The organism is Mesorhizobium sp. M1365 (assembly GCF_040317865.1).
Lineage (GTDB): Bacteria > Pseudomonadota > Alphaproteobacteria > Rhizobiales > Rhizobiaceae > Mesorhizobium.
In genome coordinates, this window is the sequence record NZ_JAMYLG010000010.1 from 88,323 (window position 1) to 113,855 (window position 25,533).

The window sequence follows — 25,533 nt, forward strand, 5'->3', positions numbered from 1 at the left end:
CAACCACGCTCGGCGGAGATGGAGAGGGTTATTTGGCGCGCAGGTCGAGTTCCTTCGCGCCCCCCTCTGTCCTGCCGGACATCTCCCCCTCAAGGGGGGAGATTGGACGTCGCGACGTCCTTCGCCAGTCTCCGGCTTCGAAGGCAATTTGTACGTTCAAAGATTTGTACGTTTAAAGCGTAGCGCCATCGGCGAGGCAGCTGATCTCCCCCCTTGAGGGGGAGATGTCCGGCAGGACAGAGGGGGGCGCTGTCCCGCCAATCTTCGAGGCTTGCGTTTGCAGGGCTTCGAACGATGCTTTAGGCCGTCGCCTTGGCCTTCCTGCCCCTACCCTTGACGGGCGTGGGCGCGGGCGGGGCTTTGCGGCCGAGACCGATCGCCTTGGCCAGCTGCGAACGCGAGGCCGCGTAGTTGGGGGCGACCATCGGGTAGTCCGACGGCAGGCCCCATTTGGCGCGATAGGCGTCGGGCGTCAGCCCGAAATGAACGCCGATATGGCGCTTCAAGGATTTGAACTTCTTGCCGTCCTCGAGACAGATGATGTAGTCCGGCGTCACCGATTTCTTGGGATTGACGGCAGGCGTCAGCGGCGCGGCGACCGGCACTGCCGGTTGCCCGAGCCCGCCTATGGAAGCGCTGACGCTGGCGATGAGATCGCCGAGGCCGGAAGCCGGCAAGCGGTTCTTCTCGACATAGGCGGACACGATATGGGCGGTCAGCTCGAGCAGGTCGATATTTTTGCGAGCGTTGTTGTTGTCGTCGGTCAATCTATCTCTCCGTCCATGGGGGTCGCAGAAATTCCTAGTCGGCAAATCTGCGCAATGCAATGACGCCGCACCACGTCACACATTATTTTGAATAATAATACTAACGGCAGCGCGGGATTAACAACCCTGAGCCGGTGCTCGATAATATCAGACAATCAGCAATATCAAATAATCAGGGATTTGTCGCGCCATAGTCGAAATCCGCCCTCGAAGGCGCGTGTGTTGTCGCCGCGTCTGCAATCGGCGGGCAAGTCGGTGAGTTCGTCGACATTGCCGCCGCCGATGACCACGTAGTCCGGCTGCATGGCGGCGCGAAGCCGGTCGACCACGTCGAAGACGTGTTTGCGCCATTTCTTCTTGCCGCGCTTTTGCAGGCCGCGTTCGCCGACATAGTCTTCGAAACTGCCGCGCTTCTTGTAGGGAAGATGGGCAAGCTCCATCGGCTGGGCAACGTTATCGACGATCATCGCGGCCCCAAGGCCGGTGCCGAGGCCAAGGAACAGCATGCGGCCGCCCTCATAACTGCCGATGGCCTGCATGAGCGCATCGTTAACGACCTTGACCGGTTTGCCGAACTCGGCGGCGAAATCGCAGCCGACCCAGCCCTTGCCGAGATTGGCGGGTTCGGTCAGCGGCCGGTTGTGGTGCACCGGGCCCGGATAGCCCATCGAGACGACATCGTAGTGCAGCCCTTCGGCGAGCGTCTTCACCGCCGCGACCATCTGCTGCGGCGTAAGCTCCGGTCCGGAAGCGGTCTTGCGCTCGTCGCCGCCGGCACTGGTGCGGATCTTGACGTGCGAGCCGCCGATATCGATCGCAAGCACGATCTTTTCTTCCTCCGATGCCGGGTGCCTCACCGCCTTGGCCATCGCCTTCGCCTCCCAGAAATCATTTCGCCGGATTGATCCAGCCGTTCGGCGGCCCGAATCCAGCCATGGCTTCGGCCGGCCCCCATGTCTTTGGCGCGTAGACAGGGGGCGGCGTGGTGTCGCCGAGCACCGGGCCGACGATGCGCCAGGCGAGCTCGCTGGCGTCCTGGCGGGTGAACAGCTGGCCGTTGCCGTTCATGGCGTCGCCGATCAACCGCTCGTAAGGCGGCATGTCGCCCTTCGAATCGTCGAGCGCGGTGAGCTCGACCTGCTCACCGACCATGTCATCGCCGGGCGCCTTGCGCCGGGCTCCGATCGAGATCGCCACCTGAGGATCGATGCGGAAGCGCACGTGATTGCAGTCGCCGGGCTTGATCGGATCGAAGACGTCGAGCGGCGGCCGCTTCAGTTGCACGATGACCTCGGTGGCGTGCACCGGCAGGGATTTGCCGGCGCGAATGAAGAACGGCACATCCTGCCAGCGCCAGGTATCGACGAAAAAGCGCACCGCCGCGAAGGTCTCGACCGGCGAGTTCGGCGCCACGCCCGGCTCGTTGAGATAGCCGTCGAACTGCCCGCGCACCACATCGTCCCTGGTCAGCGTCCGGATCGCCCGCAGGACCTGCACCTTCTCGTCGATGAGATCGTCGGCCGAGCGGCCGACCGGCGGTTCCATGGCGAGCAGCAAGAGGATATTGAGCAGATGGTTTTCGATGACGTCGCGAATGCAGCCGACCTCGTCATAGAAGCGGCCGCGGCCCTCGACGCCGAAATCCTCGGCCATGGTGATCTGCACGCTCTCGACGTAATTGCGGTTCCAGATCGGCTCGAGGAAGGAATTGGCGAAGCGGAAATAGAGCAGGTTCTGGATCGCCTCCTTGCCGAGATAATGGTCGATGCGGAAGATCGACTTTTCATCGAAGACCAGATGCAGCACCCGGTTCAGCCAGCGCGCCGATTGCAGATCGTGGCCGAACGGCTTTTCCACCATCAGGCGCGCGCCCTGGGCGGCGCCCGACTGCTCCAGCCCCTGGACGACCACCTCGAACATCGCCGGCGGCACCGCCAGATAGTGCAGCGGCCGCTCAGCGCTGCCGAGCGCGGTCTTCAGCTTCTCGAAGGTCGCAGGCGCCCGATAGTCGCCACTGACATAGCGCAGCAACGATGCAAGCCTGGCAAAGATCTTGTCGTCGATGCTGCCCAAGGCGTTGACGATGCCGTCGCGGGCGCGCGCCTGCAGCTTGGCCAGGTCCCAGGGATCGAAGGCGACGCCGATCACCGGCTCGTTCAGCGTCCCTTTGGCCACCATGGCGTAAAGGGCGGGGAAGATCTTCTTGTGGGCGAGATCGCCGGTGGCGCCGAAAAGCACCAGCGTGTCCGATCGTTCCTGGCTCATGGGCGTGCCTCCCTGTCGCCCGTCACGAGCCGGCCTTGGGTTTTTCGACATGGCCGCCAAAGGCATAGCGCATGGCGGACAGAAGCTTGTCGGCGAATTCGGATTCGCCTTGCGAGGAGAACCTGTCGAACAGCGCCGAGGACAGCACCGGCGCCGGCACGCCGGTGTCGATCGCCGCCTTCAGCGTCCAGCGGCCTTCGCCGGAATCCGAGACCCGCCCGCCGAACTGCGTCAACGACGAATCGGCCTTCAGTACGCCGGCCGTCAGGTCGAGCAGCCACGAGCCGATGACGCTGCCGTGCCGCCAGACCTCGGCCACTTCAGCGATGTCGATGTCGAACTGGTAATATTGCGGGTTTTCCAGCGGGCTGGTTTCGGCATCGGCGGTGCGCTGCCGTTTGCCGACATTCGCCGACTTCAGGATGTTCATGCCTTCGGCATAGGCGGCCATAACGCCATATTCGATACCGTTATGGACCATCTTGACGAAATGGCCGGCGCCGCTTGGTCCGCAGTGAAGATAGCCGAAGGGCGAGGTTCCGGCATCCTTGGCAGGAGCGGGCGAAGCGGCGTCGGCGCCCGGCGCCAGCGTTGCGAAGACCGGATCGAGATGCTGGACCGCGCTGTCGGGGCCGCCGATCATCAGGCAGTAGCCGCGCTCGAGGCCCCAGACGCCGCCGCTGGTGCCGACATCGACATAGCTCAAGCCTTTCAAGGCGAGGCGCGCGGCGTGGTCGACGGCCTCGTGATAATAGGAATTGCCGCCGTCTATGATGATGTCGCCCGGCTCCATCAGGGCAGCCACCTGGTCGACGATCTTGCCGGTGATCGCCGCAGGCAGCATCAGCCAGGCGCTGCGCGGCTTCGCCAGCTTGCCGACGAACTCCTCCATCGAGGCGGCTCCGACCGCGCCGGCGCTCACAAGCGCGGCGACGCTCGCCGGGTTAATATCGTAGACGACGCATTCGTGGCCATCGCGCAGCAGGCGCCGAACCATGTTGGCGCCCATCCGGCCCAGTCCCATCATTCCTATCTGCATGGTCTCGTCCTGCCTTACTTGAGGGATCGATGATCTAGTGGCGCCGTGATTGAAGCATGATCTTGTCCTGAAAACCGGTCTCCACTTTGCGGGGTCATGCTCTATCCTGTATCGCCGATGCCGACAGAAAAGTCAGCATTCTCCCAATGGCCGCTATCGGGCCAGAAGAAAGTGAAGACAATGCTATTGCCCGGGCTATTGCCTGGAGCAATCTCGGCAACCTGCAATTCCGCAAGATGGATGCCGAAAGCATTCGCGGTGGTCTCGGTGTCATGGACGGTTGCCCAATTGTCGCTGCTCCAATGAACCACCGCCCGGGCCAGAAGTTCGATGCGCAGCGCCTTGCCTGCCGGGATGGTACGGATCTTGTGGTTGAAGCGCCATGCCCTGAAGCGCGACACCGTCCTGCCCTCAATATAGCGCTTGACGCCTTGCGGCGGCATGTCGAACACCGTGCCGTCGCGCAGCGACCGCAGCAGCTTGATGTGCTCGGAATGCGCCCAGACCAGCGGCTTGGCGCTGCCGGAGGGCCCGCCATGCCGCAATTCGCGCTCCGGCATGTCGGGACCGTCCCAGACCTGCTCCGGTAGCAGGCCGCCCGGTCCGGCAGAGTTCTCGAACGTCCTGAGCAGGCTTGCCGCACTATCCCTGCGGCCTGCCGCCAGCTCGTAATGAGCGCGCTCGCCGACCAGCAGCGGCCAGGGCCGGCCCCGGCCGGTTCCATCGAAGGGCGCGCCGTCGGCATGCTCGCCATAGCCGTCGCCATTGTAGCGGTACCAGAGCGGGCCCTGCGGCAGCTCGCAGCGCAATTGCGCGTCGATGACCTTGACCGTGTCGAGGATGCGCGGATCGTCGGCCGCCCTGAGGCCGAAGCGGACCAGCGCCAGCGCATCCGGGCTGACGATCGCCTTGGCCGGCCGGTCCGTATCGGCCGGCGGGCGGTTCTTGATCGGGACGTAGCCGTCTTTCGGCGATGCCGCGCCGGCTTTGTCGGGCGGGGCGATCCGGACATAGTAGCCTTCGACGCTGGCTTGCTCGCATGCGGCGGTGCCGGCCACGTAGGTCCAGCGCTCGATCTGATCGTTCCAGACGTCGGCGGTTTCGCGCAGATAGTTTGCCGGCTCTGTTTTGCCGGCGGCATCGAAGATGTCCGCAGCCGCAAGCAATGCGGCGATCTCGACCGCAAGTGTGAACGGGCTGTAGCCGGCGTCTTCTTCCCAGCGGTCCTCGCCGGTGACCGGGCCGTTGCGCACGACATAGGCGGCAGCGCGCTCGATCATCGGCATGAAGGAGGAGAGTGCGGCAGGCGGCAAATGGCCGGCGCGGCGCAGTGCGTCGGCAAGCAGCAGCGGGAAGGCGCATTCGTCCATCTGGATGCCCGGCCAATAGGCCGATCCGTCGAGCCAGGCGTTCTGCGGCCAATGGCCGTCCGGCTGCTGGATCGAGCGCAGATAGCCAAGGATGCGCAAGGCTTCCGCCGGGTCGCCGGCAGCGAGGAAGCCGCCGGCGGTTTCGACCAGATCGCGCGGCCAGACCAGGTGATAGCCGCCGAGATCGTCGTCGCCCTTGTTGAAGCCCCACGGGATCGACAGGCTGGCAACGGCTGCTCCGGCGGACGACCGGTGTGTCGCCAGCACCGCCGTGCTGAGGCGGTAGCTGTTGAGGCCGGACGCCGCATGCCGGTCCAGCGGCAGCAATCCGGCCTGCCATTTGCGCCATTTGTCGACGTAGGATCCGGCTGCGGGCTCAAAACCTTGCCTCAGGCTGGCGAAAGCGGTTTCCGCCGCCTGTTGCGGCGTCGTGCCGAAGCCCAGCGCCAGCAATATTTTTGGGTTCGCAGCCGAAAAGGCGATCTCGCCGGTCAGCGCGACATTGCCGTCCTCGGCCCTGCGGCAGGCCGGATCGAGCCGGCCGCCTTGACCAAGCTGCTGCCAGCCGTCGGAGACGCCGACATAGCCGGCCGAGCACGCCTTCCACGGCACCGACGAGGCGAGCGCCAGGCAGGTGCCGCGTCCCGATGCAAACAGGACAGGCTGTCCTTCATGGTCGTCGATCCAGGCGGTGTTGCCCATGCCGGCGTTGACGAGGTGCGGTGCCAGCAGCGCGTAGACGCGGTAGTCGGCGGCCGCGCCTTTGAGCGGCGTGAACATAATCTCCTGCAGCAAGACGGGACGTTCCGGATCCGTCAGGATGCGCTTTTCGATCCTGTAGGTTCCATCGCTTGCGGTGTTGACCAGCTGGTAGGCAGGCACCCCGTCCGCCAGGGGTTCGATACTGTGTTCGGCATCGCGTTTTTCTTCCGAGAAATAGCCGTCGGGTCCGGTGACGATCAGCCCCAGATCGCGGGTGCATGCGCTATCGAGGCGCGGGTAGTAGATCTCGTTGAGGATACCGTGGCTGATGGTGAACCAGATCGGGCAGGCCGGCGAGAGCGCGGTGCCGACGCCGCTCTTGGCGCTCGAGGTCCAGCGTGCCGGAATGCCGGGTGCACCCGGGGCAAGGTTCGTCGCCATTCAAATCGGTCTCCAGTGCCATCCCTAGACCAGGAGTCGAACCGGTTTCAATGATTGCACCGCAAGTTGATCGCCGGCCATGGTTTGATGTTGACAGCTTGCCGCCTATCTGCATTTGTCTGATAATAGATAAAAAACAAGATTGTGAGCGTATCAGCCAATACCCACCAGCCAGCCATTAACCACCAGTAAGACAGCAACTCACGGGAGGAGTATGACATGAGGAAAATATTCGCTTTAGGAGCTCTTGCGGCGATGCTCGCCGCAGGTACCGCTCTTGCCGACACCAGCGGCAAGAAAATCGCTTTCTCCAACAATTACGCCGGCAATTCCTGGCGGCAGGCGATGCTGGACAGCTACGCCATCGTTACCAAGAAGGCGGTTGCCGACAAGGTGGTCGGCGCCGCGGACGTCTTCACGACGGCCGACAAGGAAGTGCCGACGCAGGCAGCCCAGGTGCAGAACCTGATCCTGCAGGGCTATGACGCGATCGTCATCAACGCGGCGTCTCCGGATGCGCTCAACGGCGCCATCAAGCAGGCCTGCGACGCCGGCATCGTCGTCGTTTCCTTCGACGGTATCGTCACCGAACCCTGCGCCTACCGCGTCGTCGTCGACTTCAAGGACATGGGCAAGCAGGAAGTCGAGCAGATGGCCAAGTTCCAGCCCAAGGGCGGCAACCTGCTGGAAATCCGCGGCCTCGCCGGCACTTCGATCGACGATGCCATCCATGCCGGCATCCTCGAAGGCGTCGCTGCCCATCCCGAGTTCAAGATCGTCGGCTCGGTGACCGGCGACTGGGACCAGACCACGGCACAGAAAGCCGTAGCGACGATCCTGCCTTCGCTGCCGGATGTTGTCGGGGTCGTCGACCAGGGCGGTGACGGCTACGGCGCGGCGCAGGCTTTCGCCGCCGCCGGCAAGCCACGCCCGACCATCATCATGGGCAATCGCCAGGACGAGTTGCAGTGGTGGAAGGAGCAGAAGGAAAAGGACGGTTACAAGACCTGGTCGGCATCGATCGCACCGGGCGTATCGACGCTTGCCTTCTGGGTGGCGCAGCAGGTGCTCGACGGCCGCACCGACGTGCCGCACGACCTGCTGGTGCCCTATCTTGCCTTCACCCAGGACGATTTCGAGGCCGCGCTGCCGAAGATTCCGAAGGGCGGCGTCGCCAGCCACGAATACACGCAGGAAGACGCCATCGCGGCGATCAAGGCCAACATCAAGTGAGCATGGCGCTATTGTTGCCGCCACGGATAACCGGGTATCGTTGAGGGATGCCCGAGGCCAATGCAGACATCATCATGCCGGATGGCGCCGAAAAGCTTTTCGGCGCCGTCAGTTTGGACATCATAAGACTGGACGGAGCCGAAAAACATTTCGGCGCCGTCAGGGCGCTCGCCGGTGTCGATTTCAGCGTTCGTGCCGGAGAATGCGTCGGTCTCGTCGGCCATAACGGCGCCGGAAAATCGACGCTCATGCATATGGTGGCGGGCACGCTTGCCCCCGACAGCGGGCAGATCGCGGTCCGCGGCGGTGTCGAGGCAAGTTATTCGGTGCCGCGCGCGCAGCAGCTCGGCATACGCTGTGTGTTCCAGGAGCTGTCGCTCTGCCCGAACCTCAGCGTCGCCGAGAACACGCGGATCAACCACGCGTCGCTGCATGGCTTCGGCTGGCGGCGCAAGGCGGCCGATCTGATCGCCGCCAAGCTCGACGAGATCTTCCCCGGCCACAGCATCTCGGCATCCGACATCGTCGGTGATCTTTCCATCACCAGCCGGCAGATGGTGGAGGTGGCGCGCGCCTTCACGGTCACGCAGGAGCCGCTCGAGCTGGTTATCCTCGACGAGCCGACATCCTCGCTCGACGCGCATACCGCCGGCCAGCTGCTGGCGTTCGTGCGCCGCTTCATCGCTGCCGGCAAGAGCTGCATCCTGATCTCGCATGTGTTGGGCGAAGTGCTCGGAAATGCCGACCGCATCGTGGTGATGCGCGACGGCAAGGTGGTCGCCGCCGGGCAGGCCGACGCCTTCGACCGCGACAGGCTGGTGACGGCGATGGGCGGAGCGGAGGCGCGCGAGAAGACCGCCGCAGAGATTGCGAGCGGCAAGCCGGAGCCCGGTCCGCTGCGGGTCCGGGCGCGCCCGGCGCGACAGCAGGACGGCAACGAGCTCGTCGCCCGTGCCGGTGAGATCATCGGCCTTGCCGGACTTGCCGGGCATGGGCAGACCGATCTTTTGCTGGCTATCTTTGCTGCGGCTTCCCGTGCCAAGACCGGCATCGAGGTCACCGCGCCGGTGGCGCTGGTTGCCGGCGACCGCCAGTCGGACGGGATTTTTCCGCAATGGTCGATTGCCGAGAACATTGGCATCCGTTCGCTGGCGCGATTGCGCAACGGCCTCTTGATCTCGCCGCAGCGCGAAGCCGAGCTCGCCGAGTTGTGGCAGCGGAAAATCGGCATCCGTACGCCCGACATGAACAACAACATCTTCTCGCTGTCCGGCGGCAACCAGCAGAAGGCGCTGTTCGCGCGGGCGCTCGGCTCCGACGCCAAGATCGTGCTGATGGACGATCCGATGCGCGGCGTCGACATTGGCACCAAGCTCGAAGTCTACGACCTGGTGCGCGAGGAGGCTCGCCATGGCCGCACTTTCCTATGGTACACCACCGAAACCGAAGAGCTCGACAATTGCGACCACATCTATGTGTTCAAGAACGGCCGGATCGTCGCCAACCTTCATCGCGACGAACTGACGGAGGAAAAGATCATCCAGTCGTCGTTCGGCGATGCGGCCTGAGATGACAGCGGTATCCGTCGAGAATGGGCTAAAATCTTCGGCTCGCGCCACGAGGCGGGCGCGCATGCTGCGCAGCCTGCTGCCGGCACTGTCGCTGGCGCTGGTGCTCATCGCCATCGCCTGGCTCAACCCGCGCGCCATCAGCTATTTCGGTTTCAGCCTGATGCTCAATCTGGCGATCCCGATCGCTCTGGCGACGATCGCGCAGATGTTCGTCATCGCCGGCAACGAGCTCGATCTGTCGATCGGCACCTTTGTCGGCTTCGTCGGCTGCGTGACGGCGACATGGCTGAAGGACGCGCCGCTGCTCGGCGTCGTGATCCTGCTCGGGTCGATCGGCGTCTACGCGCTGCTCGGCGCGCTGATCCATCTGCGCAACCTGCCCTCTATCGTGGTGACGCTCGGCATGAGTTTTGTCTGGCAGGGCATGGCCATCCTGATCCTGCCCAAGCCCGGCGGCAAGGCGCCGGACTGGCTGCTGGCGCTGATGGCCTTCAAGCCACCCTTCATTCCGTTCCCGATCATCGCGGCATTGCTGATCGCAGCCGTCGTCCATTTTGGCCTGATGCGCACCTCCTACGGCGTCATCCTGCGTGGATCGGGCGGCAATTCAGCCGCACTCAAGCGCGCCGGCTGGTCGCTGCTGCGCACCAAGATCGCGCTGTTTGCGCTGACCGGCCTGTTCGGCGTTTTGTCCGGCATGGCGCTGATCGGCATCACCACCTCGGCCGATGCCAATATCGGCAATGGCTACACGCTGCTTTCGATCGCCGGCGTCATCCTCGGCGGCGGCGAGTTCGTCGGCGGCCGGGTGTCGCCGATCGGCGCCGTCATCGGCGCGCTGACGCTGGCGCTGGCGGCATCGCCGCTCTTGACGTTCATGCACATTCCGCCCGACTGGCAGGTGGCCGCCAACGGCGCCATCCTGATCATCGTGCTGGCGGCGCGGGTGCTGATCAGCCGCAGGGAGAGGTGAGCATGGCATCGCTGCGGACACTGCTCGCCAGACCCTGGATCTGGTCGTTTTTCGGGGCGCTGCTGGTGTGGCTGGCGACCATCGCCTTCACCGGCGGCTATGGCGGCGGCGGCATGATCACGGCGGCGCTGTCGCTCGCCGTCTTCACGGTCATCGTCGGCGTCGGGCAGATGTTCGTCATCACGCTCGGGCCGGGCAATGTCGACCTGTCGCTGCCGGCCAATATCGGCCTTGCCAGCGCCGTCGCCATGAAGGTCATGGACGGCAATGATGCGATGATCGCGGTCGGCCTGCTGGCAGCGCTTGCCTGCGGCATGGCGATCGGCGCCGTCAACTATCTGCTGATCTGGGCGCTGCGCATTCCGCCGATCATCGCGACGCTGTCGGCCAGCTTCGTCATCCAGTCGGTCGATATCAGCTATGGGCGGGGCCTGCAGATCAAGCCGCCGCCGGGCTTTGCCGATTTCACCAACTGGCAGATCTTCGGCATTCCGGTGCTGGCGATCCTCACCGTGCTGTTCACCATCGGCGCCGGCATCGTTTTGCAGCGCATGATCTACGGACGCTCGGTGCTGGCGATCGGCCAGAACATCCGCGCTGCCTGGCTGGCCGGCGTCAATGTCGGCCGCACCCGCTTCCTCACCTACACGCTGTCGGGCGCGCTCGGCGGCCTCGACGGCGCACTGCTCGCCGGCTATTTCCGCGGCGCCAATGTCGATATCGGCAATGAGTATCTGCTGGCCTCGATCGCCGTCGTCGTCATCGGCGGCACGTCGGTGGCGGGCGGCAAGGCTAATGTGCCGGGGGTCTGGGGCGCGGCGCTGTTCCTGGTGCTGCTGTTGACCATGCTCAACACGTTCGGCGTCAGCGTCGGCGTCCGCCTGGTGCTGACCGGGCTGATCATCGTCGGCGTCATCACCGCCGCCGGTGGGCAGAAGGCGCTGCGCTAAGGCAAGGCCACCCGGCGGCGAGGGGATATCGATGCGGCCCGCAAAACACGTGGTTCCCATCCGCATGCCAGCGCTGTAAATCCCGTCGCGCTATTGGCCAACATCATTGCGTGAGGTTTGCGTGTCCGATTTCGTCAGCACTACAAGGCACGGCAACGTCGCGGTGGTGAGCATCGACAATCCGCCGGTCAACGCGCTGAGCTTCCATGTGCGCGAGCCGCTGATGCAGGCGCTCTTTTCCCTGCGCGACGAGCCGTCGGTCGGAGCAATCGTGATAGCATGCGCCGGGCGGACCTTCGTCGCCGGCGCCGACATCACCGAATTCGGCAAGCCGGCGCGGCAACCGGACCTGGGCGCCCTAGTCGCCATGCTGGAAACCATCGCCAAGCCGACGGTCGCGGCCATTCACGGCACTGCGCTCGGCGGCGGCCTGGAACTGGCACTCGGCTGCCATTTCCGTGTTGCCGACCGAACGGCAAGGCTCGGCCTGCCGGAAGTCAAGCTCGGCCTGCTGCCGGGCGGCGGCGGCACGGTTCGCCTGCCGCGCCTGGTTGGTCCGCTGAAGGCACTCAGCATGATCGTTTCGGGAACGCCGATCGGTGCGGCCGAGGCGCTCGCCGCCGGCCTGGTGGATGCCGTCTTCGATGGCGACCTGACCGCGCAAGCGGTGAGTTTCGCCAACGAAACGGCCGCGAAAGGCGGTCCGTTCACGCCGGTGCGCGACCGCAATGATCGCCTCGACCAGGCCGACTTGCCGGCGTTCGACAAGGAAGCGGCAGTGCTTGCCGGCAAAGCACGCGGCCTCGAGGCGCCGATCGCCTGTGCGCAGTCGGTCCGCAACGCCCTGACGCTGCCCTTCGACGAAGCGCTGGCGGCGGAGCGCGACCTGTTCGTCAAGCTTGTCGCCGGGGACCAATCACGCGCGCAGCGGCATCTGTTCTTCGCTGAACGTGAGGCGGCAAAGATTGCCGGCAAGGACGTCGCCAGGCGCAAGATCGCCCGGGTCGGCGTCATCGGCGCCGGCACAATGGGCGGCGGCATCGCCATGGCGTTCGCCAACGGCGGCGTCCCCGTGACCTTGCTGGAAGCGACACACGAGGCCTTGCAGCGCGGGCTGGCGACGATCAACAAGAATTATGCCGTTTCCGTCATCCGCGGCTCGCTGAGCGAAGACGCCAAGCGCCAACGGCTTGGGTTGTTCAAGGCTTCCACCGACTATGCCGATCTTGCCGATTGCGACCTGATCGTCGAGGCCGTGTTCGAGGAGATGGCGGTCAAGAAGGAGGTCTTCGGCAGGCTCGATGCCGTGGCCAAACCGGACGCGATCCTCGCCACCAACACCTCCTATCTCGACGTCAACGAAATCGCCGCTTCGACGTCGCGGCCGCAAGATCTCCTCGGCATGCATTTCTTTTCGCCGGCTAACGTCATGAAGCTTTTGGAAATCGTCCGCGCCGACAAGACTTCGACCGACGTGCTGGCGACCATCGTCGATCTGGCACGGCGGATCGGCAAGGTGCCGGTCGTTGTCGGCGTCTGCCACGGCTTCGTCGGCAACCGCATGCTGGCGGCGCGCGGTGCGGAACTGGAGACGCTTCTGCTCGAAGGCGCAATGCCGCGCCAGGTCGACCAGGTGTTCACCGATTTCGGCTGGCCGATGGGGCCGTTCGAGATGAGCGATCTCGCCGGCCTCGACATAGGCTGGCGCAACCGCAAGGCGCGTGGCCAGACGGCCGTGATCGCCGATGCGTTGTGCGAACAGGGACATTTCGGCCAGAAGACCGGCAGCGGCTTCTATCGCTATGAAGGCGGTTCGCGCACGCCGCTGCCCGATCCCGATGTCGAGGCGCTGATCCGCAACAAGGCTGCCGAGCGCGGTGTTGCACCGCGCGCGATCGGCGCCGAGGAGATCATCGAGCGGACGCTCTATCCGATGATCAACGAGGGCGCCAAAATCCTCAAGGAAAAGATTGCCGCCCGCGCCTCCGATATCGACGTCGTCTGGGTCAACGGCTACGGCTTCCCGGTCGGCAAGGGCGGGCCGATGTTCTGGGCGAGCCTCGAAGGCGTGGACAAGATCATCCAGCGGCTGGATCACTGGCACCAGCAGACCGGCAAGGATGTCTTTCGAGTGGCACCCCGGCTCAGGCAAATGGCCGAAACCGGTTCCTGGGACGGCGCTGCCGGCTGAACTTGGGACTACCGAATCCGTGCGTCCATGATCTCGACAAAACGCGCGAACAGACCCGCCTGCGACTTTATCTTGAGCTTGCGGTAAATGTTGCGGCGATGAACTTTTACGGTTCCCGGCACGATGCGCATCGCCCTGGCAATCGATTCCGTGGAATGGCCCTGAAGCACCAGATCGACGACATGCTGTTCGCGCGGCGTGAGCGAAAGGCTCTTCCAGATGTGAGCACGTTCGAACTCACTGACCGGAGCAATCGCCTCGTCTTGCTTCGTCCCAACCGGTCCGTCAGCCGGAAGGGTAGGCCAGCGCAGCCTGACGAGGCTGATCACCGCAGGCGCCATGTCGCGCAGCAACCTGGCATCGGCGGTTCCGAACGGCCCCGAAGCGCGCAATCGCATTAGCGAGACCACCAGCGCGTCCTTTCCCGGCAGCGGCACGAAAAAGCCGACCTCCTCCGCAAGCCTGGTCTGGCTGTAATAGGAGCGGTAATATTCGCTGGCATAGAAGCGATCCGGCGCCAATTCGCGCATGCGCCAAAAGCCTTCCTTGCGCTCGACTGCCGCATGGTGGAACGGATCGAGCAGATAAGGCCCTTCCTGATAGAGCGCAACGAAGACGTGGCTTTCGGCCGGCGAGAATGTCTCGAACAGCAGCGGCGGGCGTGAGGCGCCGCGATAGCCGAAGATCACGCAATGATCGAAGCTGACATGCTGGCGGAGCCAGGCGACCATCGCCTTGCCGAAAAGCTCGCCGCTCGTCTCCCGCGTCGCTGCGATGAGCGCAGCGAGCCGGCTGTATTCATCGCTGCGTGAAACGCCCAATTCATACCCCTCCATACGAGAAAATAGACGAAATATACCACCTGGGAGGTATATACTAGCCGCCATTGGCTCTGATAGCGTTTCGAGACCAACTAGCCGCTGGAGCCCGCAGCTTTGACCGCAGTGCCCGACATCGAGTTTCGCGGGGTCACCAAACGCTACGGCAGCGTGATCGCGGTCAGCGGCATCGATCTTGCCATCCCGCCGTCTGCCTTTGTCGCGTTGCTCGGGCCGTCCGGCTGCGGCAAGACAACCTGTTTGCGCATGATCGGCGGTTTCGAACAGCCAAGCGAAGGTGTGGTATTCATCCGTGGCCGCGACATGGCCGGCACGCCGCCCTATCGGCGGCCGGTCAACATGGTGTTCCAGCAATATGCGTTGTTTCCGCATCTGGATGTGGCGGACAACGTCGCCTATGGCCTACGCCAGGCGCGGCCGCGCCTGTCGTCGCGGGAGATCAGCCTGAAGGCAGGCGAGGCGCTCGCCATGGTTCGGCTTGCGGGCTATGGACGCCGCAAGATCCATGAGCTTTCCGGCGGCCAGCAGCAGCGTGTCGCCCTGGCGCGGGCGCTGGTCAACAAGCCGGCGGTGCTGCTGCTCGACGAGCCCCTGGCGGCGCTCGACAAGAAGCTGCGCACCGACATGCAGATAGAGCTGCAGAACCTGCAGCGCGAGATCGGCATCACCTTCGTCCTGGTCACCCACGATCAGGAAGAGGCACTGTCGATGAGCGATTTCGTCTGCGTCATGAATGGCGGGCGCATCGTCCAGCTTGGGCAGCCGAGCGAAATCTACGATGAACCCGCCGACCTCTTCGTCGCCGATTTCGTCGGCAAGACCAATCTCTTGAGCGGCAAGGTCGTCGGGCTCTCGGGCAAGCTCGTCGAGATAGCGCTTGCCGACGGCACCGTCATCGCCGCGCGCAAGCGCACTTCGCTAGCCCAGGGCGAAGCCGTCTCGGTCAGCCTGCGTCCTGAATCCTTAAGTCTCGGCGCGCCCGGAAGCGGCCGGCTGAACGGGCTTGTCCGCAACCGGATCTTTCTCGGTTCCACCGCGGAATATGCAATCGAGGTCCAAGGCATCGGGACACTGCTCGCCAAGGCCGATCATCTGGTTGGCGGTGGAAATCTCTTCAAGCCGGGTGAACCCGTCGCCGTCGGCTTTACAGCCGGAACGCCGCTGGCGTTTCCGGAGAATAACGGGACCAACCAGAGGGAAAACAAAAATGTCGAAATCGTATCGTGACGGACTGCCGATAAGCCCTGAAAATTCGTCGACCAGTTGATGCGCCTCAAGCGCGGTTCCATCGGCCGCCGCGAGTTCCTTGGCCTCACCGGCCTAGGCATCGCAACGGCAGTAATGGCCCGCGAACTCGGCATCATGCCGTCGCCAGCCTTCGCCCAGGAGGGGCTTGGCGACCGCATGTCGATTGCCACCTGGCCCAATTATCACGACCCGGCGACGTTCGAGAATTTCAAGGCCGAAACCGGCGTTGCCGTCGAGGTGAACGTGTTCGGGTCAAACGAGGAGATGCTGGCCAAGCTGCAGGCCGGCGCCTCGGGCTGGAGCCTTTTCGTTCCGACCAACTACACGATCTCGACTTACAAGAAGCTTGGCATCATCGAGGCGCTGGATATGGCCAAGCTTGCCAATTATGACGGCTCGCAAGAAGACCCGCGCTTCACTGGGGAAGGCACGATCGATGGCGTGACCTACGCGGTGCCGAAGAATTGGGGCACCACCGGCTTTGCCGTCAACACCAAGAAACTGACCAAGCCGATGACAAGCTGGAAGGAATTCTGGGACACGGCCATGGCGGAGGGCGACGGCCGGACCATGGTTCATGATTACCAGCTGACCACGATCGGCAACGCGCTGAAATATTTCGGCTTCTCGTTCAACTCGCTGAAGCCGGACGAACTCGCCAAGGCGGAGGAATTGCTGCTGAAGGTCAAGCCGCATCTGTTCGCGGTCTCCAGCGACTACCAGCCGTCGATGCGTGCCGGCGACGCCTGGATGACGATGTGCTGGACCAATGACGGGGCGCAGCTCCACCGCGACATCCCCGAAATCGCCTACGTGCTTGGCAAGGAAGGCGGCGAGATCTGGACCGACTTCTACGCAATACCCAAGGATGCGCCGAACAAGCCTGCCGGCTATGCCTTGCTCAACTATTTGATGAACCCGAAAGTCGCGGTCAAGGAGCACCTGGCCAACGGCGCGCCTTCCACCGATGCGCGGGTCAATGCGCTGCTGCCCAAGGAGGTGCTGGACAATCCGATCCTCTATCCGGCGGCGGATCTGCTGAAGCCGCTCGAATTCGGTGCGGCTGCAACGCTAACCGATCCGGGCCGGGCCGAATTGATGGCACGCTTCAAGTCGGCTTGAACCTGGCAGGCCACAGGCTCGTTGCAGGCAACTCCCCGGCGGACAGATGTCCGCCGGCACCGGGGCGGTTTTTTCAATGCGCAGCAATGTCCTTCGTCACAATCTCCTGACCGCCCTGCTGCTCGGTCCAGCAACTGCGTGGCTGGTGGTGTTTTTAGTTTTGCCGTTCGTGGCGATTGCCGTTTTCAGCGTCGGCGAGCGGGCGCCGGAAGGCGGCTATCAGGCCGCTTTCACCTTGGCGCAGTTTGCCAATCTTCCGGCGCGGGCGACCGCCTTCTGGAACACCATGGTGCTGGCGCCGGCGGGCGCACTGGCCTGTCTTCTCGTTGCCTATCCGGTCGCCTATTACCTCGCTTTGCGCGCACCGGAACGGTGGTGGCTGATCCTGCTGGCACTTGTCGTCATCCCGTTCTGGACCAGCCTGCTGATGCGAACCTATGCCTGGATGTATGTGCTTGGCGGGCGCGGCATCCCAGCTCTCCTGGCCTATGTCGGGATGGAGGACGTGCGGCTGATCAACACGCCGGGAGCGGTTCTGCTCGGCATCGTCTATGGTTATCTGCCGCTGATGATCCTGCCGATCTATGTCAGCCTCGAGCGGCTCGACCGCCGGCTGCTGGAGGCCTCCGCCGATCTCGGCGCGACGCCGATCTCGACATTCCTCGGCGTGACGCTGCGGCTGTCGCTGCCAGGTGTGATGACCGGCTTCTCGCTGGTCATGATCCTGCTGCTCGGCGAATATCTGATCCCGACGCTACTCGGCGGCGGCAAGGTCTTCTTCATCGGCAACGCGCTGGTCGATCTGTTCCTGCAATCGCGCAATTGGCCATTCGGATCGGCAATCGCCATCACACTTGTGGCGGTTTCAGTGGTCGTGCTGCTTGCCGCGAACCGCATTTCGACCCGGCTTTCGGGTGCCCGCCGGGTGGACCTGATCTGATGCGTGCCTTCGTCGTTGCGGTCTTTGCCTTTCTCTACCTGCCGATCGCGCTGGTGGTGCTGTTTTCGTTCAACGCCGGCCACCACGCCAGCGAGTTCACTGGCTTCTCGGTGCAATGGTACGGCAAGGCACTGGCAAACCCGTTCCTGGTCGAAGCGCTGAAGAACAGCCTGTTCATCGCCACGACCAGCGCCTTGCTGGCGGCGCTGTGCGGCACGGCCGCCGCGCTTGGCCTGGCGCGTGTCGGCGCGCGGACGCGAGCCGTGTTCGATGCGCTTTTGGGTGCTGCGATCGTCGTTCCTGGTGTCGTCATCGGCATCTCGACGCTGGTCGCGCTGGTCCAGCTATTCGGGGTGGTCAACCCGTTTGTCGCTTCGCTGTGGCCGAACGACCAGCCACCGCGCCTGGCGCTCGGCTATGGCTCGATCATCGCCGCGCACGGGCTGTTTTCGATGGCGCTGGTGGCGATGATTGTCAGCACGCGCCTCGGCAGCCTCGACCGCAATCTGGTCGAGGCCTCGAGCGATCTTTACGCCACCCCGCTGACGACGTTCCGCAGCATCGTGTTGCCGCAGATCATGCCGGCGGTGATCGCCGGCTTCCTGCTCGCCTTCACATTCTCCTTCGACGATTTCATCGTCGCTTTCTTCGTCGCCGGCGCACAGACGACGTTGCCGATCTATGTCTTCGCCTCGATCCGGCGCGGGGTCACGCCGGAGATCAATGCCATCGCGACGATCGTGCTCGTCGCCTCCGTTGTGCTCGTGGTGGTTGCCCAATGGCAACTGCGGCAACGAAAACCATCACACTGAAAGATAAAAAACATGATTCTGAGAGATCGCATCGCCGTGGTGACGGGTGCCGGGTCGGGGATCGGGCGTGCCGGGGCCATGATGATGGCCAGGGAAGGTGCGCTCGTGGTGATCGCCGACAGGGACCAGGCGGCGGGGGAAGCAACCGCTTCCGACGTTCGTGCGGCCGGCGGTCGGGCCGAGGCCGTCGCCACCGACGTCGGCGAGGATGCGGCGGTCGAGCAGCTCATTGCGAGAACGCTGGGCCGGCATCGGCGGATCGACATCCTGCACAATCATGCCGGGATCCAGGTCGGCGGCACGCTGACCGAAGTCGGCGCCGACGGCATGGATGCCTCCTGGCGGATCAATGTGCGGGCGCAGTTCCTGGCGGCCAGGCTGGTCATGCCGTCGATGATCGCGCAAGGCGGCGGGGTGATCCTGAATACCGCCTCAAATTCGGGTGTGTTCTACGACCGCGAAATGATCGCCTACGCAACGTCAAAACATGCAGTGGTGGCGATGACCCGGCAGATGTCGCTCGACTATGCCAAACACAATGTCCGCATCAACGCGCTGTGCCCCGGCTGGGTCGATACGCCCTTCAACGAGCCGTTCATCGCGCAGATGGGCGGGCGGGCGGCGATCGAGAACTATGTCCGCACCAAAATTCCCATGCAGCGCTGGGCCAGCGCGGAGGAAATCGCCGAAGCGATCCTGTTCCTCGTCTCCGACCGCTCGTCCTTCATGACCGGCCAGGCGCTGGTGATCGACGGTGGAGAAAGCATCGGCTGATCCGCCGCTCCCGGCGGGCGGCAGCTGAAATTCTCTTTGGCCTAACGGCCGGCGGCGAGATGTGCTTTCGTCTCAAGGAGAATGCGGCCAACATGGCTGGGTCGGGAGCAGAAATCATCAGCGCAACCGGGAAGGCTGTATAATGGCCGAGGCCTATATCTGCGACTACATCCGCACGCCGATCGGACGCTTCGGCGGTTCGTTGTCGGCGGTCCGTGCCGACGATCTCGGCGCTATACCTCTGAAGGCGCTGGTCGAGCGCAATCCAAACATCGACTGGGCTGCCATCGACGACATCGTCTATGGCTGCGCCAACCAGGCCGGCGAGGACAACCGCAATGTGGCGCGCATGGCGCTGCTGCTGGCCGGCCTGCCGAAGGAGGTTTCGGGCTCGACCGTCAACCGTCTCTGCGGTTCGGGCATGGATGCGGTGATGATTGCTGCCCGCGCCATCAAGGCCGGCGAGGCGGAGCTGATGATATCAGGCGGCGTCGAATCGATGAGCCGCGCTCCGTTCGTGCTGCCGAAGGCAGAGACCGCCTTTTCGCGCAATGCCGAGATTTACGACACCACGATCGGCTGGCGCTTCATCAATCCGCTGATGAAGAAGCAATACGGCGTCGATTCGATGCCGGAGACCGGCGAGAACGTGGCGGAAGAGTTCGCTGTCTCCCGCGCCGACCAGGACGCATTTGCCGTGCGCAGCCAGGACAAGGCTGTAGCCGCACAAGCCAATGGCCGGCTGGCAAAGGAAATCACGCCGGTGACGATCGCGCAGCGCAAGGGCGATCCGGTCGTTGTCGACAGAGATGAGCATCCCCGCGGCGGCACGTCGAGCGAAGCGTTGGCCAAGTTGCCGACGCCGTTCCGGCAAGGCGGCACGGTTACGGCCGGCAATGCCTCGGGCGTCAATGACGGCGCCGCGGCGCTGATCGTCGCCTCGGAAGCAGCCGCGAAAAGATACGGGTTGACGCCGATCGCCCGTATCCTCGGCGGTGCCACCGCCGGCGTCGCGCCGCGCATCATGGGCATCGGTCCGGTGCCGGCCACGCAGAAGCTGTGTGCCCGGCTCGGCCTGAAGCCACAACAGTTCGATGTCGTCGAGCTCAACGAGGCCTTTGCCTCGCAAGGCATCGCCGTGCTGCGCCAGCTCGGCATTGCCGAGGATGCGGAGCACGTCAACCCGAATGGCGGTGCCATCGCGCTCGGCCATCCGCTCGGCATGTCCGGCGCGCGCATATCAGGCACGGCGGCGCTGGAGCTGCGCGAACGTAGCGCCCGCTATGCACTTGCCACCATGTGCATCGGGGTCGGCCAGGGGATCGCGGTGGCGCTGGAGAGATTGTGAGCAAGCGTCGATTTGCCGGACCATTTAATGGCGCGTTCCGCCCACTCAAATTTGACCATGTGGACAAAAGCCGGGCACCGTTCCATAGTTCCTTCGCTGATATTCCAGAGAAGAGAGCCGGCTCGACACGGCGCCAATCAGAGGGGCATGCAATGGACAACGGGAAGAGCAGAATCCAATCGAAACGCGAAGAGCTTTCGCGCCGCAACGTGCTGGAGCTGGGCGCGCTCGGCCTGGCGGCGGCGATGCTGCCGGGCAGCGCCTTTGCCAAGACCAAGAAGCTGAAAGTGGCGGCTATCTTCGCCACGCCGATCGAGGAGCCGTGGGACAACCAGATCCACGTTGCCCTGCAGAAGGCCGAGAAGGAACTCGGCATCGAATACAAATGGTCGGAGAAGGTGCAGACGGCCGATTTCAGCCGCGTCATGCGCGAATATGCGCAGGGCGGCTATGAGCTGGTGCTGGGCGATGCCTTCGCCGCCGAGCGCGAATCGCGCAGGACCGCCAAGCAGTTCCCGAAGACCGCCTTCCTGTTCGGCTCCGGCGCCGGGCCGGCCGAGCCGAATTTCGGCGTCTTCGACAACTGGATCCACGAGCCGGCCTATCTGTCCGGCATGATCGCCGGAAAAATGTCGAAATCGGGCACGATCGGCGCCGTCGCGGCGATGGGCATTCCGGAAGTGAACCGGCTGGTCAACGCCTTCTTTGCCGGCGCCAGGGAGGTCAATCCCGACATCAAGAAGAAGGTCGCCTTCATCGGCTCGTTCTTCGATCCGCCAAAGGCAAAGGAAGCGGCGGTCGCCCAGATCGACGCCGGCGTCGACGTCATCTATGCCGAGCGCTTCGGCGTCATCGAAGCGGCGGCGGAGAAGAAGATCCTCGCTATCTCCAACATGTCGGACCAGTCGAGCCTCGGCCCCGACACCGTGATCACCGGGCCGGTCTGGGACATGTATCCGACCGTCGAGCAGGCGATCAAGCTGGTCAAGGCCGGCGTCTTCACCGCGCAGGATTACGGCGATTTCTCGCGCATGGCCAAGGGCGGCTCCTATCTCGCGCCCTACCACAAGTTCGACAAGACGCTGCCGGCCGAGGTCAAGGAACTGGTCGAGAAGAAGAAGGCCGAGATCCTCGACGGCAATTTCCGCGTCGACGTCGATGAGAATACGCCGGTCTCGGACTGAGCGCTGTCTTTTGGGGGTCCGGTGCTTGTCGCACCCCCCTCTGGCCTGCCGGCCATCTCCCCCTCAAGGGGGGAGATTAGCAGCTTCGCCGACAGCACCTCTTCTTCAGCGCTGACGATTTGCGAAAGCCGAAGTGACATCCGATCTCCCCCCTTGAGGGGGAGATGGCCGGCAGGCCAGAGGGGGGTGCAGCGCATTCCCGTCGATCAAACCTGAACCGTAAAGCCAATTCCGATCGGGAGCACCCTTGTCAACGCCTGCCCCTCTCATCGAAATGCGCGGCATCTCCAAGAGCTTTGGCGCCGTCCAGGCGAACGAGGCCGTCGATCTCAGCGTCGCGCCGGGTGAAATCCTCGGGCTGCTCGGCGAAAACGGTGCCGGCAAGACGACGCTGATGAACGTGCTGTTCGGCGCCTATGCGCCCGATGCCGGCGAGATCCTGGTGCAGGGCCGGTCGGTGGCGATCAACAGTTCGGCCGATGCGCTGGCCGTCGGCATCGGCATGGTGCACCAGCATTTTCATCTCGCACCACGGCTTTCGGTGCTGGAGAACCTCTTGATCGGCATTCCCGGCAGATCGGGCCGGATCGACCGCGCCGGCGGGCTGGCGCGGCTCGCCGAGATCGGCCGCCAGCACGGGCTGACGCTCGACCCGGACCTCCCCGTCTCGGCGCTGTCGGTCGGCGAGCAACAGCGGCTCGAAATCGTCAAGGCGCTGTTTCGCGGCGCAAGGCTGCTGATCCTCGACGAGCCGACGGCGGTGTTGGCGCCAACCGAGGTCGACGGGCTGTTTTCGGCGCTGCGCTCGATGGCGGCACAAGGGCTCGGCATCATTTTCATCTCGCATAAGCTCAACGAGGTGCGAGCGCTGACGCATCGCTGCGTCGTGCTCCGGCATGGGCGCGTTGCCGGCCGCGTCGATGCGCCGGCCAGCACCACGTCGTCGGAGATGGCGCGGCTGATGTGCGGCCACGAGATCGTGCCTCCGGCCAGAGGACCGTCGATGCCGGGTGCGGCCGTGCTGACCCTCGACGGTATCTCGACATCGCATCATTCCGGCATGGCGCTGCGCGATGTTTCGCTGTCGGTTCGTGGCGGCGAGATCCTCGGCATCGCCGGCGTCTCCGGCAATGGCCAGCGCGCGCTTGCCGAGGTCATCTCCGGCGTGCGTGCGCCCGATGCCGGGAAGATGACCATAGCCGGCAAAACGGTTTCGCGGTTCTCGCCGAGCACAGTGCAGGCGCTCGGCCTCGGCCGCATCCCGGAAGACCGTATGACGACAGGGCTGGTCACCAATCTGCCGCTCGCCGATTCGATGGTGCTGCCGCGCATCGGCACGGCGGCGTTCAGCCGCAACGGCCTGCTCAAGCCGGATGGGATCCGCGCCTTCGCCGAGGCACAGATCAAAGCCTACGATATACGTTGCCCCGGGCCGATGACGCGCGCCGGGGCGCTTTCCGGCGGCAATCTGCAGAAGGCGCTTTTGGCGCGCGAACTCGCCTTCGATCCGAAGGTGCTGATCGTTTCGCAGCCGACTCGCGGCCTCGACATCGGCGCCGCGCGCTTCATCCACGAAAAATTCCTCGACATGCGCGCCAAGCGCTGCGGCATCATTGTCATCGGCGAGGATCTGGAAGAGTTGCTGATGCTCTCGGATCGTATCGCGGTGATGTATGAAGGCCGCATCGTCGGCACGCTGAACAGCGCCGACGCCAGCATCGCCAGACTCGGGTTGATGATGACCGGAGCGGAGGGCCATGCCTGATGTTCCGTCTCGAGGCCCGCACCTCAACGCCCGCCTGGTTCAATCTGGCGCTGCCGCTGCTCGCTATCGGCGCGACGCTGATCCTGTGCAGCGGCCTCATCGCACTGGCCGGCGCCGGCGTCGTCGAGGCTTATGGCGTTATGTTTTCGGCGTCTTTGGGCGACAGCTACGCCATCACCGAAACGCTGGTGCGTGCCGCGCCGATGATCTTCACCGGACTGGCCGTGGCGGTCGCCTTCCGCGCCAAATTCTGGAACATCGGCGCCGAAGGGCAATTGCTGGCTGGTGCGGCGGCGAGCTGTGCCGTCGGTGCAATCCCGATGCCGGGGCCGCTCGCCATGCTGCTGATGGCGCTGGCGGGCGCTGCCGCCGGCGCGGCCGTCGCCCTGATCCCCGCCACGCTGAGGGTAAAATTCAGGGTCGATGACGTGGTCAGCTCACTGCTGCTCAACTCGGTCATTTTCTATGCACTGATGGCGCTGATCGAGGGGCCATGGAAGGACAGTTTCAGCGGCTACCCGATCTCGCCGCCGATCGAGGATACGGCCAATTTTCCGGTGCTGCTCGAAGGCACACGGCTGCATCTCGGCGTCGTCGCGGCGCTGGTCGCGGCACCGGTCATCTGGTTCGTGGTCGCGCGCACCACGCTCGGCTTCCGCATCAGGGTCACCGGCGAAAACCCCGAGGCGGCGCGCTATGGCGGCATCAATGTCGAGCGGGTGCTGATTTCGACGGCGCTGCTGTCTGGCGCATTGGCCGGCCTTGCCGGCGTCGGCGAGGTCGGCGGCGTGCATTTCCAGGTGATGAGCGACATCTCGCCGGGCTATGGCTATTCCGGCATCGTCGTCGCCATGCTGGCGAGGCTCAATCCGCTCGGCGTCGTGCCGGCGGCGATCTTCCTTGCCGCCGTCATGACCGGCGCCGAGGCGATGTCGCGGGCGACCGGCGTTCCGGCCTTCCTCAGCGATGTCATCCAGGGAACGGCGCTGCTCGCCATGCTGGTGGCGCTGCTGTTCACCGCCTATCGCATCCGTCGCGTGGGAATAGCCAAATGAGCGTGGTGCTGGAACAGATCTTCCAGGTCGGCTTCCTGGCCGCCATCATCCGCATCGCCACGCCGCTGGCCTTCGCGACGCTGGGCGAGATGTTCTCCGAGCGCGCGGGGGTGCTCAATCTCGGCATCGAAGGCATCATGCTTTTGTCGGCGATGACCGGCTTCACCGCGGCGAGCCTCAGCGGCAGCCTCTGGCTTGGCGTGCTAGCGGCGGTGCTGACCGGGGCGCTGATGGGCGCCGTGCACGCGCTGTTCACGGTTGCGCTCGGCCTCAGCCAGCATGTCTGCGGCATCGGCGTGACGCTGTTCTCGTCGGGCCTTGCCTATTTCCTCTACCGGCTGATCTTCGGCCAGCAATCGGTGCCACCGAACATCAAGGGGTTCGAGACGCTGCCGATCCCGATCCTGTCCGGCATTCCGGTGCTCGGGCCGGCGGTGTTCAACCAGTTTTCGCTGGTCTACATGGCGATGCTGGCCATTCCCCTGGCCGCCTTCGTGCTCTACCGCACGCCTTGGGGCCTGTCGGTCCGCATGGTCGGCGAAAACCCGCGCGCCGCCGATTCGGCCGGCGTCAGCGTCATTGCAACACGCTTCCAGGCGGTGATCCTCGGCGGTGCCTTGATGGGACTGGCCGGTGCCTTCCTGTCGATGGCGCAATTCAACGCCTTCACCTTCGGCGTGGTTTCGGGGCGTGGCTGGGTGGCAATCGCGCTCGTCGTTTTCGGCCGCTGGGATCCGTGGCGATCGGCAGGCGCGGCACTGCTGTTTGCCTTCGTCGATGCCCTGCAGTTGCGCATGCAGGCGAGCGGGCTTGGCCATATCCCCTACGAGGCCTTCCTGATGCTGCCGTTCATCTTCACCATCGTCGCTATGGCGGTGATGTCGCGCAATGCGGTGGCCCCGTCGGCGCTGCTCAAGCCGTTCCGGCGCGAAGAGCGGTAGCGG

Annotated in this window: 20 protein-coding genes and 1 pseudogene; 15 read left to right on the forward strand and 6 right to left on the reverse strand. The window is 64.3% G+C overall.

Going from position 1 to position 25,533, the window contains the following annotated elements; translation table 11 throughout:
- Positions 1-299: 299 nt before the first annotated feature.
- From NKH04_RS14605 to NKH04_RS14625, 5 genes are all read right to left on the reverse strand, one after another.
- Positions 300-767, reverse strand: a complete 468-nt coding sequence (locus NKH04_RS14605) for a Ros/MucR family transcriptional regulator (protein WP_352613172.1) — start codon at positions 765-767, stop codon at positions 300-302.
- A gap of 164 nt (positions 768-931) precedes the next feature.
- Positions 932-1,636, reverse strand: a complete 705-nt coding sequence (locus tag NKH04_RS14610; RefSeq protein ID WP_352818354.1) for an ROK family protein — start codon at positions 1,634-1,636, stop codon at positions 932-934.
- 19 nt (positions 1,637-1,655) lie between these two features.
- A complete protein-coding gene (zwf, locus tag NKH04_RS14615) occupies positions 1,656-3,032 on the reverse strand; it encodes a glucose-6-phosphate dehydrogenase (RefSeq protein ID WP_352772220.1) in 1,377 nt (458 codons plus the stop codon).
- A 22-nt stretch (positions 3,033-3,054) separates the two neighbouring features.
- Entirely contained in the window at positions 3,055-4,071 is a 1,017-nt protein-coding gene (gnd, locus tag NKH04_RS14620) for a phosphogluconate dehydrogenase (NAD(+)-dependent, decarboxylating) (RefSeq protein ID WP_352767430.1), read from the reverse strand.
- Positions 4,072-4,172: 101 nt separating this feature from the next.
- On the reverse strand, positions 4,173-6,584 hold the full coding sequence (locus NKH04_RS14625; RefSeq protein WP_352834698.1) for a glucan 1,4-alpha-glucosidase: 2,412 nt from the start codon (positions 6,582-6,584) through the stop codon (positions 4,173-4,175).
- A 219-nt stretch (positions 6,585-6,803) separates the two neighbouring features.
- Here NKH04_RS14625 and NKH04_RS14630 point away from each other — a divergent pair, with 219 nt between their 5' ends.
- The 5 genes from NKH04_RS14630 to NKH04_RS14650 all read left to right on the forward strand — a co-directional run bounded on the left by NKH04_RS14630 (position 6,804) and on the right by NKH04_RS14650 (position 13,502).
- Entirely contained in the window at positions 6,804-7,817 is a 1,014-nt protein-coding gene (locus NKH04_RS14630) for an ABC transporter substrate-binding protein (RefSeq protein WP_352481006.1), read from the forward strand.
- Positions 7,818-7,891: 74 nt separating this feature from the next.
- Positions 7,892-9,385 carry a sugar ABC transporter ATP-binding protein gene (locus NKH04_RS14635; RefSeq protein WP_352834711.1) on the forward strand — a complete coding sequence of 498 codons (1,494 nt, stop codon included), beginning with the start codon at positions 7,892-7,894 and terminating at the stop codon, positions 9,383-9,385.
- A 1-nt stretch (position 9,386) separates the two neighbouring features.
- On the forward strand, positions 9,387-10,361 hold the full coding sequence (locus NKH04_RS14640) for an ABC transporter permease (RefSeq protein ID WP_023678190.1): 975 nt from the start codon (positions 9,387-9,389) through the stop codon (positions 10,359-10,361).
- A gap of 2 nt (positions 10,362-10,363) precedes the next feature.
- On the forward strand, positions 10,364-11,311 hold the full coding sequence (locus tag NKH04_RS14645) for an ABC transporter permease (protein WP_352456288.1): 948 nt from the start codon (positions 10,364-10,366) through the stop codon (positions 11,309-11,311).
- Between the two features lie 121 nt (positions 11,312-11,432).
- On the forward strand, positions 11,433-13,502 hold the full coding sequence (locus NKH04_RS14650; RefSeq protein ID WP_352834696.1) for a 3-hydroxyacyl-CoA dehydrogenase NAD-binding domain-containing protein: 2,070 nt from the start codon (positions 11,433-11,435) through the stop codon (positions 13,500-13,502).
- 8 nt (positions 13,503-13,510) lie between these two features.
- Here the strand turns inward: NKH04_RS14650 and NKH04_RS14655 are convergent, their stop codons facing one another.
- The gene (locus NKH04_RS14655; RefSeq protein ID WP_292657193.1) at positions 13,511-14,323 is read right to left on the reverse strand and encodes a helix-turn-helix domain-containing protein; all 813 of its coding nucleotides are present in this window, start codon (positions 14,321-14,323) and stop codon (positions 13,511-13,513) included.
- 114 nt (positions 14,324-14,437) lie between these two features.
- Between NKH04_RS14655 and NKH04_RS14660 the strand changes: the two genes are divergently transcribed.
- From NKH04_RS14660 to NKH04_RS14705, 10 genes and pseudogenes are all read left to right on the forward strand, one after another.
- Positions 14,438-15,568 carry an ABC transporter ATP-binding protein gene (locus NKH04_RS14660; RefSeq protein ID WP_352540866.1) on the forward strand — a complete coding sequence of 377 codons (1,131 nt, stop codon included), beginning with the start codon at positions 14,438-14,440 and terminating at the stop codon, positions 15,566-15,568.
- Positions 15,549-16,711: pseudogene (locus NKH04_RS14665) on the forward strand (ABC transporter substrate-binding protein). The gene NKH04_RS14660 and the pseudogene NKH04_RS14665 overlap by 20 nt, the downstream one beginning before the upstream one ends.
- 76 nt (positions 16,712-16,787) lie before the next feature.
- The gene (locus NKH04_RS14670; RefSeq protein WP_353044479.1) at positions 16,788-17,651 is read left to right on the forward strand and encodes an ABC transporter permease; all 864 of its coding nucleotides are present in this window, start codon (positions 16,788-16,790) and stop codon (positions 17,649-17,651) included.
- A complete protein-coding gene (locus tag NKH04_RS14675; protein ID WP_352834690.1) occupies positions 17,651-18,463 on the forward strand; it encodes an ABC transporter permease in 813 nt (270 codons plus the stop codon). The genes NKH04_RS14670 and NKH04_RS14675 overlap by 1 nt, the downstream gene beginning before the upstream one ends.
- A 12-nt stretch (positions 18,464-18,475) precedes the next feature.
- On the forward strand, positions 18,476-19,237 hold the full coding sequence (locus NKH04_RS14680) for an SDR family NAD(P)-dependent oxidoreductase (RefSeq protein WP_352834687.1): 762 nt from the start codon (positions 18,476-18,478) through the stop codon (positions 19,235-19,237).
- 142 nt (positions 19,238-19,379) lie between these two features.
- The gene (pcaF, locus tag NKH04_RS14685) at positions 19,380-20,585 is read left to right on the forward strand and encodes a 3-oxoadipyl-CoA thiolase (RefSeq protein ID WP_353044480.1); all 1,206 of its coding nucleotides are present in this window, start codon (positions 19,380-19,382) and stop codon (positions 20,583-20,585) included.
- A 152-nt stretch (positions 20,586-20,737) separates the two neighbouring features.
- Positions 20,738-21,769 (forward strand): BMP family protein, encoded by a 1,032-nt coding sequence (locus tag NKH04_RS14690; protein WP_352683733.1) that lies wholly within the window; start codon positions 20,738-20,740, stop codon positions 21,767-21,769.
- Positions 21,770-22,043: 274 nt separating this feature from the next.
- On the forward strand, positions 22,044-23,534 hold the full coding sequence (locus NKH04_RS14695) for an ABC transporter ATP-binding protein (protein WP_502898597.1): 1,491 nt from the start codon (positions 22,044-22,046) through the stop codon (positions 23,532-23,534).
- Positions 23,534-24,589, forward strand: a complete 1,056-nt coding sequence (locus NKH04_RS14700; RefSeq protein WP_352834684.1) for an ABC transporter permease — start codon at positions 23,534-23,536, stop codon at positions 24,587-24,589. The genes NKH04_RS14695 and NKH04_RS14700 overlap by 1 nt, the downstream gene beginning before the upstream one ends.
- Positions 24,586-25,530: an ABC transporter permease gene (locus NKH04_RS14705; RefSeq protein ID WP_352574549.1), complete on the forward strand. Its 945-nt coding sequence runs from the start codon at positions 24,586-24,588 to the stop codon at positions 25,528-25,530. Before NKH04_RS14700 ends, NKH04_RS14705 begins: the two co-directional genes overlap by 4 nt.
- The last annotated feature ends 3 nt before the right edge of the window (positions 25,531-25,533 follow it).